Genomic DNA, 13,410 nt, shown 5'->3' with positions numbered 1-13,410 from the left:
TCCCGCGCTTGATGGTCTCCACGTCCTTCTTGGCCTGGACGGCGGCGGCCTGCGGGGTCAGCGAGCCGTCGCCCGCCGCCTCCGGCACCGCGCCGAGCGCCCGGTGGTTCCAGTACGCGGCCAGCCGCCGCCAGTGCTCGGCCTCCTTCCCATCCGCGCCGCACGCCTCGCAGGCCAGCAGGACCGCCAGCTCGTGGGCGGCCCTGGCGTCACCCCTCTCCGCCGACCGCAGCCGGAACATGCCCAGACGTCCCCAATGCAGCGGCACCCGCAGCTCCGTGGGCGAGGGCTGCCAGGACGACTGCTCGCCGGGCGCGGGCTCCAGGACGTCCCCGCCGGTCCGGTCGGCGGCCGGCGACCCGCTCCGGCGTCGCGCGGCCTCCCCCGCCTCGGCCTTGGCGGCCTGCCACAGGGCGCTGAACTCGGCGGTCAGCTCCGCCACGGACTCGATGGGCATGCCGGACTTCACCGCGATCACCTGACACACCTCGACGATGGTCCGCATCAGCAGGAAATCCGGCACTTTCTGCGACCTGCCGTTCAGCAGGTCGGACACGGTCGACTTCGGCAACGGCCGGCGCCATCTGTTTCGTTCGGGCTCTTCGGCCAAAAGGGCGAGCGCGACTTTCTCAATCCGTTTCAGCGACGGGTTTCCGCATTCGATTTCACGCAACCTGTTCAGACGTGTCACGAGCACAGCAAGGTGATCTTCACCTTGACCGACATCCTTCATGAGCCGCCCCGGTTCGGACACCGTTGTCCGGTTTAAGAGTGGAAGTGGCATTTCGAGAAGACGGGCAGGCGCCACCCTCTCGTTGCGTTGAGATAAGCAGCCATAGTGCCATAAGTCGGTCTTGTCGGGGTGCCAGGTGCATCACACACATCCGCCCCATCAGCCCTTCTCGGCCGAATCCATCCGATGTCGTCCGAATACGTCCGAGGCAAGCGCGATCACGGCCGGAACGATCAATTGCGCGGACGCGCCCCCGAGTCCCGCTGGTACTCCTACGTCAAAGAACAAGCCCGTACGGCAAGGGGACACGAATGAGCAAGACAACCCTCATCTGGTCGGCGGTCAGCGGCGCCCTGCTCGCGCTGCTCGTCGGTGTCGTCGCCGGCCTGCTCGCCATCGGGAACGGCAGCACGGTCGCGGGCGCCATCATGGCGGGCGCGACGGCCTCCGGCGGCTTCGCGGCGCTCTGGATCACCGGCACCTCGGCCGTGCACACCTGGCTGAACTCCCAGAAACCCGAGAGTCCTTCACAGGACACCAGCGGCTGACCCCACCCCTCGGCACGTCCCGCAACCACCCCCTCGGCACGTCCGGCAATCGCACCCCCTCACGCCCCGGCACGTCCCACAACCGCACACCCCTGCGCTCCGGCACGTCCCGCAACGCACACCCCCGCACCCGCACCCGCACGGACGGCGAACGCACCGAGGACCGGTCGGAGACCCCGCACCGGTCCCACACCTCCCCCTTGACCGCACCTTTCCCGGACCGTGCCTCCCAGGCCCGCACCTCTCCCGCCCCCGTTCCGGTCCTGCCCGTTCCGGCCCTGGTCGCGGGCGGCGGCGGGTTACGCTGGCGACCGTCCTGAACCCATTTGTCGCGAAGGCAGCACCCGGAGGCGCCCATGGCGATGCCCAGGAAGGGCTCGCGGCTCATCACGGTCGACGGCACCGCCTTCCGCTGGCGGGTCAGCCACAGACCCGCCTTCGGCGACGGCAGTTCCGCGGCCCCGCTCACCTTCGTCGTCGAACGCGACGAGGATCCCGGCCGCGTCCTGCTCGTGTCACTCCCCTGCGCCCGGCCGGACAACTGGCGGGGAGCCCGGACGATCGCGATCCGCCCGCCGCTCGTCGCCGCATGCGTCCGCCGCGCCCTCGAACAGGGCTGGACCCCCGCCCGACCAGGCCCCCGTTTCACCCTCGCCATCACCGAGGACGAACTGACCGAACTCCTGGGCGGCCCACCCGCCTACCTGGTCCCCTTCCTCTGGGGCATGATCCCGGAAGGCGGCACCATCAGGGACCTTCCCCGTGCGAGGCAGATCTGGAGCCGCGAAAGCGCCGGCACCGACCGCACGCCGTAACCCGGCCCCCTCCGGCGGCAAATCCCGGCTGGCCGACCGGGCGGGCGACGGCGACCGCGAGGAACGCTGGCGGGCCCGCCTGACGATGCGCGGCTCGCACAATGTCGTCGCCTTCCTCGACGGCCGCCCGGCCGGGATGGCCAGCGGAGTCCCGATCGAGACTGCGGACAGCGTCGAGCTGGTGTCCATGTGGGTGAGCCCGTCCACCCGCGGCCGGGGAGTCGGGGACCACCTGATCCGCGAGATCGAAAGATGGGCCACGTGGCGAGGGGCCAAGACGCTGCGACTTTCCGTCAAACCCGGAAACGCCCCGGCCATCGCGCTTTACAGGCGTCACGATTTCCGGGACTCCGAAGAACTCCCCGCCCTGGACCCGCACGGATCGCGGGTGATGACGAAACTCCTTCCCGCCCTTCACAATCCTCGATGACGAGCTATGCGCGGCAGCCTCAGCACAAATTCCCGCGGGTCCTCGAAATCCCACTGCTCGCCGATCGCCGGAATCAAAGGGGAGCCGCCGAGAACGCCGCGCCCATGAACAGCCCTCGTCCAACGCTGCGGAATCTGAACCGGTGATTCTCCCGTAGACGTCGTGCGCGACAGAGGCCAGCAGCTCGAAATCCGGCCCCAGCTCATCAAGACGACGCCGCATGCCCCGCGAGCCTTCTTCGAGCCGAAGAAATCCCTCTTGAAATCCAGGTAACGCAACACCTGAGGCAGTTCGATCAGCACGTCGGGACAGTCAGCGACCCTCTCGAACGATTTTCGTCTCCACCCTCTAGTGAGCCGCCCCGCCCTGCTCCCGGCGTACCATCTCCGCGATCCACACCGGCGCGAACGGCGACGTGCACCCCGGGGACGTCGGATAGTCCTTGAGCACCTCCAGCCGCTCACCGATGCCGATCGCACGGGCGCGGTGCTCGGCGTGCTCGATCCCGATGTGAGCCAGGCAGTTGTTCATCTCCCACTGCAGACGGTCAGGGGCGTCCTTCATCTCCGCCTCGATGACGTCGAGCAGCCCCACCAGGTCGAGCCCCTCGGGCTTCTTCGCCACGCGCTCGACGGTCAACGCCCACCCGGCGCTCGCGACCAGCGGATCGGGATCGGCCGACCAGGCCACCCGCAGCTCTTCGGCGTACCGACTCTTCTTCACCACGTAGTTCACGAGCCAGTCGCGCACCTTGGGCGTACGCGCCTGGCGCACCATCGCGTCCAGTTCGTCCCGCTCGTACGCCTTCGGACGGCAGACCAGCGTCGCCAGCAACCTCGCCGCGGTGTCACCCGTCTCCCAGAGCTCGCGCGCGAGTTCCTGCTGCGTCTTCAGCCGCTTGGCGAGGGCGCGCAGCTTGCCGAGGTTCACGCCGTGATCGTCGCCGTGTCTCTCGTTCACCTCGCGCGCCTTGGGATCCTCCAGCGCGGCCAGCTCGGCCATCACCTCGGTCAACGTCACCCCGGCCACCTCCTCAGAAGCAGCTCCAGCCTAAACGCGTCGTGACGTACCTTGGTGTGTCTCCGTGACCGGACGGACAGAGGCTGCATGGAACAGCACCAGGCTTCGAGGTGGGACGGCGTCACTCTGCGCTCGACCTACAAGGACCAGCTGCTCGAAGAACGCGACGAACTGGCCGACGCCGCACGCGACGGCGCCTGGTCCACAGTCTTCGAGCTGCTCGAAGAGCATCCCGAGTGGATCAACGGCGGCAGAGTCGGCGGCACCAGCGGATACGCCCCACTCCACCAGGCCGCCTGGCACGGCGCCGACGTCGGCGTCGTGCACCGGCTGATCTCCCGCGGCGCCTGGCGCACGCTCCGTACGGCTCAAGGAGAACGGGCGATCGACATCGCCACCCGCCGGGGACACCACGCCCTCCTGGCGCCACTCACCCCGGTCATCCACCACCACCTGCCGGCCGGAACTTTGAGGTCGATCCAGCACCACTTCCACGCGCTGATCCACGAACGCGCCGACGACCTGGTCACCGAGCACCAGCTACGCCTTCCCGACCTGGAACCGCTGACCGAGCAACGTCACCCGGCCTGCTGGTTCGCCGTCCCCGGCATGTACGGCGGCTTCAGCTACCGGCTGGAGCGAACCCGGCTGACCGTGGAAAGCTGGTGCCGCGTCGTCGGCGGATCGGGCCAACGCCACATCATCGACGAACACGGCCCCCGCCTCGTCGCCGAAGGCTTCGTCTGACCAACACGAAATCGCCACAGCTCACGGCGATCCCGCAAAGAGACTCCTCAGTCAAAGCCGGCGATCCACTCACCGATGAACTCCGACGCCTCCTCGGCTGAGACGACATCACCCCTGAAGGCGGGCCCAAGGCTGTCGACAAGCAATTCCGGCGATACAGGTTCCCCGGCGACGACCAGATAGCACGAAAGGCCCTCACTCATTTGACGTGACATCGAGGAGACGAACGCATCGCGACGGTACCTGTTGCACGGCAACAGCAGATTCCGCCGCTCCAGCTCTGTTCTCAGCTGCCGCAAGGCGTCTTCGAAGTCGACCGACGAGAGAACCCTGGTCGGCGAAACGCCTGCGCGATCCAGCCGCAGCTCGTACGTCTCACCGTCGGTCCACGTCGTCACCTGGCAGCGCGAAAGAGATTCGTCCACCAGGTCGACCAGTTCGAGCTCGTGCATGCTCACCTCGGCACGTTCGAAGCAGAGTCGTCCGGCGATCCCCACGGCCTCCCCGCGAAAACCCGGGACCGCCTCCGCGGTCTCGGGTTCTGCAGGTCGGACGCCTACTTGAGGAGCTGGCGGGCCATCACCATTCTCTGAATCTGGTTGGTGCCCTCGTAGATCTGGGTGATCTCCGATGCCCTGCGCAGCCACCAGCGAAAATCTGTCGATCAGAAGCCTGACCAGGGGTTACTGTTGCGACTGGCTCTCGTCGTTTCTCACTGTTCTTGACCCTCCCACGGAACAGCGACGGAACAGAGCAGGAGGTCTCTCATGGCGATCCCGAAGAAGGGCTCGCGGCTCATCACCGTTGATGGCACCGCCTTCCGCTGGCGCGTCCGCCGTAAGCCCACGTACTGCCAGGGGAACAGCTGGGGCCCGATGACGTTCGCAGTGGAACTGGCCAGCGCGTCGGGCCGCGTCCTTCTGGTGTCGTTTCCCTGCTCACGCCCGGACGCCTGGTGGGGAGAACGGACGATGGCCATACGGCCGGCGCTCGTGACGGCGACCATACGCATGGCGCTCAACCACGGCTGGGATCCGCAACAAGCAGGCAACGCCTACGAGCTTGCCCTCACTGATGAGGACCTGACCGAGCTGATGAACGGCCAGCAGCCTGGTTACGACGTCCCCTTCATGCGGAGATAGCTTCCTCGGGCGGCCAACACGATCGTCCGCTTTTCAGGTGTAGCAATCACCGCGGTCTCCAGCTCCTACCAGGAGCCAGCCAGTCGTTCGCAGTGCTCGTCGTGTGAAGTTGGCGGCCGACGTTGCCGTCAGCGTTGCCGTCACAGATACCGCCATGCCCAGTGCCGAGGCCCGACGAAGGAGGGCCATGGCGGCGATCGCCCCAGCCCATGAGAGGGATACCGTAGTCCGCGATCGTTACGGCCTCAGCCCCGCTCCAACGGGGGCTTCCGAACTCGCCGCGCCATGACGACAAGATCATGACACCATGCGCCAACCTGTCATGCACGGATGGCGCGATAAGGAGGCTACAGGGCACGACGGCAACGACCGCACCGGCCCTTCAACCGGAGGACCCACCTCACGGCGGCGACCGCCGTACGGCATGTCGATGCGGAGGCGGGCACGCCCAGCCAGGGGATCGGATGGTTTCACCTGGAGACGGTAGGCGACGCCGACGTCGCCGGCGGCCTCGACCTTGCGGGTCTCGGGTCACTTGACCCGGCTTGTGCTCATCGTGGGCCTCCTCGCCTCAGCGACCGCGACCAGCTCAGGCGCGGTGGGACGAAGCGCAAGAGACTCAGGCGAGCAAAGAGCAAGCACGCCGTATCAGCGGGTCGCGGGGATCCAAGGCGAAGCGCGCAGGCAGCCGGCCCCTACGCCTGAGAGGCGGCCCAAAGAATATCATTCGGAGTAGATTCCATACCTGGACCCTAGAACGATCGGGCCAGTGAACCAGAAGCCGCAGGAATCGGCCGAACGTGACCTGTCGAGCCTGCATGCTGCTCCAGACGTGCCGAATGCATACAAGTCCAGCGCTAATGTTGCCCGCCTGCATGCGAGCATGATCGTCGAAACGCCATTCCCGGCCAGGTCCTCGCCGCTCCACCAGTGGATCAGTTGACCGACCGCCCTGCAACGAGGCGGTCATCATTGATCGGCCTATCGTTCTTGATCCTTTGAGGACACTACTCAGCGCCCACTCCTGCTCACCTGCGCCATCAGGGCTTGACCAGGCGATGCTGCCCCCTGGAACTGGTTGCAGTAGTCCTAACGAATTGACGCTTATCGCCCTCGTTCCTATGCTGAGTGAAATTCGGAGATCGTGGAGAGGTTTCGGTCGTGCGCATATTGTCGTTAAAGCCTGGACATGACGGCGCGGTCGCATATATTCGAGACGGCGCCCTCGAGTTCTCGATCGAGGCCGAGAAAGATTCTTTCCCACGTTATGCATCGACGACCCCCTCCCTCTTCATGCAGGCGTTGAAGTTGCTTGACAATATCCCTGACGTCATCTGTCTGAGCGGGTGGGTCAAGGGCTTCCACTCTACTGAAAGGCCTGTAGGAGCTGGCTACTATGGATGTGACGAGATGGCCGTCGATATCGAAGAAGCGAATATCTTAGGACGGTCGGTCCCTGTCTTCTCCTCCTCGCACGAGCGATCTCATCTGCTGTCAGCCTACGGAATGTCACCCTTTACTCAAGGCCACCCATGCTATGCCCTTGTATGGGAAGGGAATATTGGTAGCTTCTATGAGATAACATCTGATGTAAAAGTTGCCCGCATAGGCAGGGTCTTGGAGGATCCCGGCAACAAATATCAGTTTATATATTCACTTGCCGATCCCACAAGCCGGGACGAACATGGCGGCTTCCGCTTCGAGAATGCAGGCGAGCTAATGGCGCTGACTGCATTCGCTGAAGACGGCCCAGCTAATAGGGAAGAGCGAGACATAATAGACTTTGTACTATCCCGCAAATCCATACTACTGACCACCCCTAAGTCCGAATTGCGCTGGTCATGCTTCCACGACATTGGAGTTGAGAATCAGCGATTTAAGAATCTATCGCGTAAGCTTTCGCAAGAAATTTACTTCACATTTGAGCGCTTCGCGCGCCAGCACTTGGATCGCGGCTATCCCCTATTGATATCCGGTGGATGTGGCCTCAATTGCTCATGGAACACACAGTGGCGCAACTGTGGGCTATTCTCTGAAATCTTCGTCCCGCCCTGCACTAATGACACCGGCTCGGCTATCGGCACTGCCGTGGACGCGATGTTTCACTTTTTCGGCCAGGCAAAGATTCAGTGGAACGTTTACGCGGGAAGCGACTTTATCGATGACGTCAAACCTCATAATGCGTATGCGCAGTCGCAGCTCGATTACCACAAAGTGGCAGATCTCTTGGCAAGAGGAAAGGTCATGGGATGGGTGCAGGGCCGCTACGAGCTTGGTCCGCGCGCGCTCGGAAACCGTTCAATTCTTGCCGCACCCTTTAGCGCTGATACACGAGACCGTCTCAACGCCATTAAACAGAGGGAGCCATATCGGCCGATCGCGCCCATCTGTCGGGAGGAAGATGTAAGCCGGCACTTTAACTGGTCGGGAGAGAGCCCATACATGCTCTACTTCCAAACTGTCAGAGATAAGCGATTGGTCGCAGTGACACATGCTGACGGTAGCGCACGGGTTCAGACAGTCAGGAGGCAGCAGAATCCACCGATCTACGATCTACTCACAGCATTCGAGCGGAGATGCGGGGTCGCAGTCTTATGCAACACATCGCTCAACTTCAAAGGGCGTGGCTTCATTAATCGCATGAGTGACTTAGTCGAATATGCCGATGATAGAGGGCTCGATGGGTTTGTTGTAGGCGATCAACTTTACTCCCGGAGAGGCTGAAATCTACTATGCATAACAAGATTCAAGACTTGGATTGGATCCGGCGCTCCGATCTGGAACACCTTCGTGACGGCAGCGTCAGCATCTTACGAATTAGGAACTTCACGTCCCCACATGTGGCGCAGTATGTCGCCGGGAAACTATACAGTCACTGGTCACGATCGGCGTACCGCAATACCCCAGAATTGATCCGCGTAGGTGAAAGCCACTATGAGACGCATAACACAGACGGTCGGACTGACGACGAAGCGCTAGAGAAATATCTGACCTCGGCCGAACGACTGATGGAGGAAATCAGGAGTGCCTGCCATCCTTATCTTTCGCCATTCGATCAACTGTGGCGCATGCTTGATCGCGAGGTTGGCATACAGCTGTCGACGATCAACGGTCGAAATATGTTCGCCGGCATTGTCCGCATCTTCCCAGAGGGTTCGCAACTGCTGCCACACAACGATATCTTCGAAAGAGACGCGCCCGGACTCGAGCTCGCGCGTCGCATCGAGGCGCAGTTCGCAGCGAATCTTTACCTCGAAGCCCCGGACGTCGGCGGGCTTCTCCAGATGTGGGACTGGCGTCCGAGGGCTGATGAGCTCAACGAATTGCGGGCCCTGGACAGTGAATATGGAGTAGATCGGGCCAAGCTGCCTCCTCCCGACTTGGAGGTCAAATGCGCGGCCGGTGATCTAGTTCTGATAGACGCCACCAAGCTGCATGCGGTGAGCCGTCAAGAGAAGGGGCGCCGCATGGGTATATCTTGCTTTTTAGGGTACCAGTCGGGAAAGCCGCTGATATGTTGGAGCTAGCCCCAACACGGGTAGTTGCAACGATGACTATCTCGCTCGAAGGATTCCCGAATGAGGCGTACGCTGATTGGTGACACCCTCCGTCGTCGCCGCTTGAACGCGGGACTCTCTCAGCGCGAACTGGCTGCTCGCATCAGGTTTCACGAAAGCGTGATCACATCCGTGGAACGGGGCGAACGGGCGCCGACGCAGCAATACCTCGATAGATTCTGTGAGGCACTCGGCCTGCTGCCGCATGAGGCCGTTGAGTTGTGGCAGATTTACCAGGAAGAGCCACGAACCAAAGAGCGAGACGTTCGTACGCATAGTGTTGACTGCCCCTATCGAGGATTATTCGCATTTCGAGAACGGGATGCGCATCTTTACTTTGGCAGGGAAGCAGTTGTGAGAAGACTGCGAAAAAAGCTTGAGTTCGCATCCATTATTGGAGTCGTGGGTGCGTCGGGCAGCGGCAAGTCGTCGGTTGTTTTCGCTGGGCTCATCCCGAAACTGAAAGCAGAGAGGCCATGGATTGTACTTGAATTCCGTCCTGGCCCCCGCCCCTTCGCTGCCCTGGGTAACGCTTTAATGGATGTGCTTTCTCCCGGCATGGAGGAAATCGCACGACCTCATGCTGTGAACGAACTGATAGTGACGCTAAGAGAAGGCAGTCTGTTCGCTGCTGTTGACCAACTCGTACGGCAACGCAAGCAGCCGCTTCTCATTTTTGCAGATCAGTTCGAGGAGCTTTATACTCATAGCTCCGACTACGAGGAAGTCCGAACATTTGTCTCTGCTTTGATCGATGTTTCTACCAGCCACCGAGGCTCAACCACTCCTGTCAAGGTCGTGCTTACCTTGCGCGGAGATTTCTATGAGCGCGTTGTGGCGTCCCGGCAGCTCTCCGACGCCTTGCAGGATGGCATCGTTCACCTACCGCCAATGGACCGAGCTGAGCTTCGCCGTGCGATTGTTGAACCTGCGGCAGTTCGCGGAACTCATCTAGAAGATGGGTTAGTCGATCGCATCCTCGACGATGTGAGTGATGAGCCTGGGAAGCTCCCACTCCTAGAGTTCTCCTTGATGCTCTTGTGGGAGCAGCAGGAGGGAGGCTTTCTCACTCATGCAGCGTACGAGCGGATTGGAGAGCTCGCAGGGGCGATCGCCCGTAGGGCAGAAGACGTCTACGCCTCGTTCGCACCAGAACAGCAGGACACCGTCCGACAGCTTCTAACCAGACTTGTACGTGTGGCGCCCCCTGAGGAGGACTCGACCGACACTCGCCGTCGGGCACTGATGGCAGAGGTGGCAGGCCTTCCTCGGGTGGCCCGCGTCATCGCGGGCCTCACTGACGCACGGCTCCTGGTCACGGACGCCAGTCCTTCAGGTGAGCAGACTGTGGAAGTCGCCCACGAGGCGGTGATTCGCAATTGGAGCCGGCTCCGGACCTGGTTGGTCGAGGATCGTCAATTCTTGCTCTGGCAACAGAGGACCAGGCAGTGGCTACATGAATGGATACACTCGGACCGAGAAGATGGTGCACTGCTACGCGGCCGCATATTGAGCGAGGCGGAAAGCTGGCTCGCGAGCAAAGGGCGCGAACACATAGCGCCCGATTTGCTGGACTATGTTGACCATAGTTGCCATGCGCGAGATCGGGATAGAGGAAAGGCGGCGATGTCGAGAGCAGCATTCTTATTGAGCGCCCGACCAGACGAAGTTCTGTCGATTATAGAATCGCTACAACCCCATTTCGCCCTAATTGAGAGTCGATTGGAGACTCTGCTGGCTGAAGCGGCGGAGGGAGAGCGTTGGCGAGTTCTCCTTGCCTTGGCATCTGGCGACCCCAGCAAAGCGACTCTATTAATCTCGGAGTTCTGCAACGTGATCCCGCACGAGCTGGTTATAATTCGGAATGCCTTGGCGGCGCACAAAGAGATAATTCTAGAGCGCTTGTGGGAGAAAACAGATCCCGCCGCTGCACATTCGCAAGAGCGTTTTCGATCAGCTATTCTGTTGGCGGACTTCGCTCCCTATGATCGGCGATGGGCCAACATTGCTAGTGACGTCGCGAAGACATTAGCTCATGAGAACCAGTTGCACCTCCGTGAATGGGTCAGTGCCCTACGACCGGTTAGGGATATGCTTCTCGATCCTCTTCAATGGCATTTTCTCAACGAACCCAGGGAGGGTGTACGAGAATCCGCCGCCGTCCTCCTGATCGAACTTGCATATGATCGTCCGTCTTTCCTTGCCCGCCTTGCCAGCGAATCGCTGCCCCAGAACTATGAGCAATTCTTCGTTAGACTTGGTCAGTCGAGTCGAAGCCTGGAGATAGCACAGGGCGCCTTACAATCTATTGCGGCAGAGAGACCTCGGCAGGGGCTTTTGGAGACCGAACGGGTGCGCGTGGGAAAGCGACGTGCGGTAGCCGCTTGCACCTTGCTACGCATGGGAGTCACAACAGGTGTGCAAGACATACTCGCCGACAGCGAAGATCCTGAAGCACTCACACAATTCATTCACCAGGTCAAGCAGCGGGGGCTTCCAGCAGAGTCACTAATTCATTTCCTTCCAGAGGCGGACACAGCAGCATGTCGTTACGGACTTCTGCTCGCTCTTGGCGGATATCCGATTGACCAGGTCCCTAGTAACATGCTTGCCGGCATTCTGGACTCCGTGACGACCTGGTACGAGCAGGATCCAGACTCAGGCGTGCATTCAGCTTGTTTTTGGCTTCTCCAGAAATGGGAGATGTCGTCGAGGTTAGGCGAAGTCGACCGAGTGGCGAAACCATACGATCCGGCTTCCCACCGGAACTGGTTCACTATTCGAGCGGCAGAATCTCTTTTAACGTTTGTGAAATATGAGCCAGGTGTCTTCCTCATGGGCTCTCCCGAGACGGAGTTAGAGCGCAGCTCTTATGAATCGCCTCAGCATGAAGTTCATCTTACGCGACCATTCGCCGTCTGCACTAGAGAAGTCACGCGTGGCGAGTTCGAGACATTTATGATGGAAACCGGCATTAAAGGACTGCCGAACATTGATGAATGGAGCCCCTTGCGGTCCGAACCCGTCGTGGCTCCCACGTGGTATGAGTCAGTGCACTTCTCTCATTGGCTTACAGAGAAGGTCGGCTTCCCCGAGAGGGAGCAGTGCTATAAGGACGCAGCCGCCTTGGACGGAAGTTATATTAACGGCCTGGGAGCTTTCGATCTCTCCGTAGCGGGCTTTCGGCTTCCTACGGAGGCGGAGTGGGAGTACGCCTGCCGCTCCGGGACGGTCTCGCCTTATAGCTTTGGCAGCGATCGCTTATTGCTCGACCAATATGGCTGGTCTGGGGCCAATAGCTCGCTGAAGACGCATGCCAGTGGCACGCTGCTTCCTAACCGAAGAGGCCTGTTCAACATTCACTGCAACTGCTGGGAATGGTGCCTTGATTGGTATGGGCCATATCCCGGATATCGTGTTGTCGACCCAATTGGAGAGAGATGGGGAGATAGGCGAGTTTTGCGGGGCGGGTGCTGGAATCTAGGTGCTCGATACGGGCGATCTGCATGCCGTAATGCGCATTTGCCTACTAACAGAAATTACTATATCGGAATGCGCCTTGTATGCACACTTCCCTTGGAGTTGGCATGACCCGTACGAGTGGTTCTCCGCATCAAAGCCGTCGCCAGAAATCAGTGTCGCCATTAGGAATCGGAGTCGCCGTAATTACCGTTGGCCTCATGATAATGATCATAGGGCAAATCATGACTCATGGCTGGACTTTTGTAGGCTTGGTGAATGATCTCTATGCAAATCTCGGGTCCGAACTCGTGGGCATCGCAGTAGTCATCCTCGTAGTGGAGCGTCTTGGGCGACGGCACGATGAAACTAGGCTCCGCCGACAGCTGATCCGTGAGATGAGCAGCTCCGACAATGGTCTCGTAGCACGATCTGTCCTCGAATTAGAGGGACAGGGATGGCTATATGACGGCACCTTGGAAGGGGCGTCGTTGAGCGGCAGCAACCTTCAAGGTATTTGTCTGGAGCGTGTCCGCCTGTCTATGGCCGATTTAGCTGGAGCGAACTTGCAGCATGTAGATTTGTCCCGCGCAGTGCTTGTCAGCTGCAACTTCTCCGGGAGTCTACTTAATCGGGCAAATCTTGAAATGTCTGATATGAGCGCGTGTATTTTGCAGGACGCACAGCTGCAGAGAGCAGACATGGCATACGCAAAGCTATGTGGAGCTAATCTCGCCGGCGCGCTGTTGTCTGAAGCGGACCTGACCGGAGCTGATATGACAGGAGCGAACTTGATCGGTGCAAATCTCGTGAATGCCACGCTGGACAAGGCGATTCTTGCCGATGTCCGCCATGATGATACAACCCTATGGCCAGAAGATCACAGGTTGCCCGACTAGGATCGGGAGGAAAGTAGTATCGATATTCAAGAGAGCAGGGAGGTTCGATGCAATTTTTGC

14 protein-coding genes and 1 pseudogene are annotated in these 13,410 nt (G+C 60.7%); 10 read left to right on the top strand and 5 right to left on the bottom strand.

Features of this window, described 5'->3' with window-relative positions; translation table 11 throughout:
* Nucleotides 1-556, bottom strand: a 556-nt coding sequence (locus ACWCSD_RS34180; protein WP_449921124.1) for a hypothetical protein, incomplete at its 3' end; no start/stop codon positions are given.
* A 488-nt stretch (nucleotides 557-1,044) separates the two neighbouring features.
* Here ACWCSD_RS34180 and ACWCSD_RS34175 point away from each other — a divergent pair.
* The 3 genes from ACWCSD_RS34175 (at nucleotide 1,045) to ACWCSD_RS34165 (ending at nucleotide 2,526) form a co-directional block, all read left to right on the top strand.
* Nucleotides 1,045-1,281, top strand: coding sequence for a hypothetical protein (locus ACWCSD_RS34175; protein ID WP_357702625.1), 237 nt, complete (start codon nucleotides 1,045-1,047; stop codon nucleotides 1,279-1,281).
* Between the two features lie 356 nt (nucleotides 1,282-1,637).
* Nucleotides 1,638-2,096 (top strand): hypothetical protein, encoded by a 459-nt coding sequence (locus ACWCSD_RS34170; RefSeq protein WP_387668883.1) that lies wholly within the window; start codon nucleotides 1,638-1,640, stop codon nucleotides 2,094-2,096.
* Nucleotides 2,044-2,526, top strand: coding sequence for a GNAT family N-acetyltransferase (locus tag ACWCSD_RS34165; RefSeq protein WP_449921120.1), 483 nt, complete (start codon nucleotides 2,044-2,046; stop codon nucleotides 2,524-2,526). Before ACWCSD_RS34170 ends, ACWCSD_RS34165 begins: the two co-directional genes overlap by 53 nt.
* Here ACWCSD_RS34165 and ACWCSD_RS34160 read toward each other — a convergent pair.
* On the bottom strand, nucleotides 2,511-2,828 hold the full coding sequence (locus ACWCSD_RS34160; RefSeq protein WP_449921117.1) for a hypothetical protein: 318 nt from the start codon (nucleotides 2,826-2,828) through the stop codon (nucleotides 2,511-2,513). The genes ACWCSD_RS34165 and ACWCSD_RS34160 overlap by 16 nt on opposite strands.
* A gap of 46 nt (nucleotides 2,829-2,874) precedes the next feature.
* On the bottom strand, nucleotides 2,875-3,528 hold the full coding sequence (locus ACWCSD_RS34155) for a DNA alkylation repair protein (RefSeq protein WP_449921127.1): 654 nt from the start codon (nucleotides 3,526-3,528) through the stop codon (nucleotides 2,875-2,877).
* A 105-nt stretch (nucleotides 3,529-3,633) separates the two neighbouring features.
* Between ACWCSD_RS34155 and ACWCSD_RS34150 the strand changes: the two genes are divergently transcribed.
* Nucleotides 3,634-4,293 carry a hypothetical protein gene (locus tag ACWCSD_RS34150; protein ID WP_449921115.1) on the top strand — a complete coding sequence of 220 codons (660 nt, stop codon included), beginning with the start codon at nucleotides 3,634-3,636 and terminating at the stop codon, nucleotides 4,291-4,293.
* A gap of 47 nt (nucleotides 4,294-4,340) precedes the next feature.
* On the opposite strand, the gene ACWCSD_RS34145 is transcribed toward ACWCSD_RS34150, so the two are convergent.
* Nucleotides 4,341-4,745, bottom strand: coding sequence for a hypothetical protein (locus ACWCSD_RS34145; protein WP_449921113.1), 405 nt, complete (start codon nucleotides 4,743-4,745; stop codon nucleotides 4,341-4,343).
* A 104-nt stretch (nucleotides 4,746-4,849) separates the two neighbouring features.
* A pseudogene (locus tag ACWCSD_RS34140) lies at nucleotides 4,850-4,924 on the bottom strand (hypothetical protein); the annotation flags it as partial.
* A gap of 136 nt (nucleotides 4,925-5,060) precedes the next feature.
* Between ACWCSD_RS34140 and ACWCSD_RS34135 the strand changes: the two are divergent.
* The 6 genes from ACWCSD_RS34135 to ACWCSD_RS34110 all read left to right on the top strand — a co-directional run bounded on the left by ACWCSD_RS34135 (nucleotide 5,061) and on the right by ACWCSD_RS34110 (nucleotide 13,350).
* The gene (locus ACWCSD_RS34135; protein WP_449921112.1) at nucleotides 5,061-5,435 is read left to right on the top strand and encodes a hypothetical protein; all 375 of its coding nucleotides are present in this window, start codon (nucleotides 5,061-5,063) and stop codon (nucleotides 5,433-5,435) included.
* A gap of 769 nt (nucleotides 5,436-6,204) precedes the next feature.
* On the top strand, nucleotides 6,205-6,378 hold the full coding sequence (locus ACWCSD_RS34130) for a hypothetical protein (RefSeq protein WP_449921110.1): 174 nt from the start codon (nucleotides 6,205-6,207) through the stop codon (nucleotides 6,376-6,378).
* A gap of 185 nt (nucleotides 6,379-6,563) precedes the next feature.
* Nucleotides 6,564-8,159 carry a carbamoyltransferase C-terminal domain-containing protein gene (locus ACWCSD_RS34125; RefSeq protein WP_449921107.1) on the top strand — a complete coding sequence of 532 codons (1,596 nt, stop codon included), beginning with the start codon at nucleotides 6,564-6,566 and terminating at the stop codon, nucleotides 8,157-8,159.
* 8 nt (nucleotides 8,160-8,167) lie between these two features.
* Entirely contained in the window at nucleotides 8,168-8,962 is a 795-nt protein-coding gene (locus tag ACWCSD_RS34120; protein ID WP_449921104.1) for a 2OG-Fe(II)-dependent halogenase WelO5 family protein, read from the top strand.
* Nucleotides 8,963-9,013: 51 nt separating this feature from the next.
* Complete coding sequence (locus tag ACWCSD_RS34115) at nucleotides 9,014-12,583, top strand: nSTAND1 domain-containing NTPase (RefSeq protein ID WP_449921102.1); 3,570 nt, start codon at nucleotides 9,014-9,016, stop codon at nucleotides 12,581-12,583.
* On the top strand, nucleotides 12,580-13,350 hold the full coding sequence (locus ACWCSD_RS34110; protein ID WP_449921099.1) for a pentapeptide repeat-containing protein: 771 nt from the start codon (nucleotides 12,580-12,582) through the stop codon (nucleotides 13,348-13,350). The genes ACWCSD_RS34115 and ACWCSD_RS34110 overlap by 4 nt, the downstream gene beginning before the upstream one ends.
* Nucleotides 13,351-13,410: the final 60 nt, after the last annotated feature.

It is taken from the genome of Nonomuraea sp. NPDC001684 (assembly GCF_053596515.1).
This window is presented reverse-complemented; position numbering and strand designations above follow the sequence as displayed.

Bases quoted from the DNA above. Each gene is read 5' to 3' on its own strand.
- ACWCSD_RS34110 (WP_449921099.1), top strand. From the start codon at position 12,580: ATGACCCGTACGAGTGGTTCTCCGCATCAAAGCCGTCGCCAGAAATCA.
- ACWCSD_RS34150 (WP_449921115.1), top strand. From the start codon at position 3,634: ATGGAACAGCACCAGGCTTCGAGGTGGGACGGCGTCACTCTGCGCTCG.
- ACWCSD_RS34145 (WP_449921113.1), bottom strand. From the start codon at position 4,745: ATGCACGAGCTCGAACTGGTCGACCTGGTGGACGAATCTCTTTCGCGC.
- ACWCSD_RS34175 (WP_357702625.1), top strand. From the start codon at position 1,045: ATGAGCAAGACAACCCTCATCTGGTCGGCGGTCAGCGGCGCCCTGCTC.
- ACWCSD_RS34155 (WP_449921127.1), bottom strand. From the start codon at position 3,528: ATGGCCGAGCTGGCCGCGCTGGAGGATCCCAAGGCGCGCGAGGTGAAC.
- ACWCSD_RS34135 (WP_449921112.1), top strand. From the start codon at position 5,061: ATGGCGATCCCGAAGAAGGGCTCGCGGCTCATCACCGTTGATGGCACC.
- ACWCSD_RS34170 (WP_387668883.1), top strand. From the start codon at position 1,638: ATGGCGATGCCCAGGAAGGGCTCGCGGCTCATCACGGTCGACGGCACC.
- ACWCSD_RS34120 (WP_449921104.1), top strand. From the start codon at position 8,168: ATGCATAACAAGATTCAAGACTTGGATTGGATCCGGCGCTCCGATCTG.
- ACWCSD_RS34115 (WP_449921102.1), top strand. From the start codon at position 9,014: ATGAGGCGTACGCTGATTGGTGACACCCTCCGTCGTCGCCGCTTGAAC.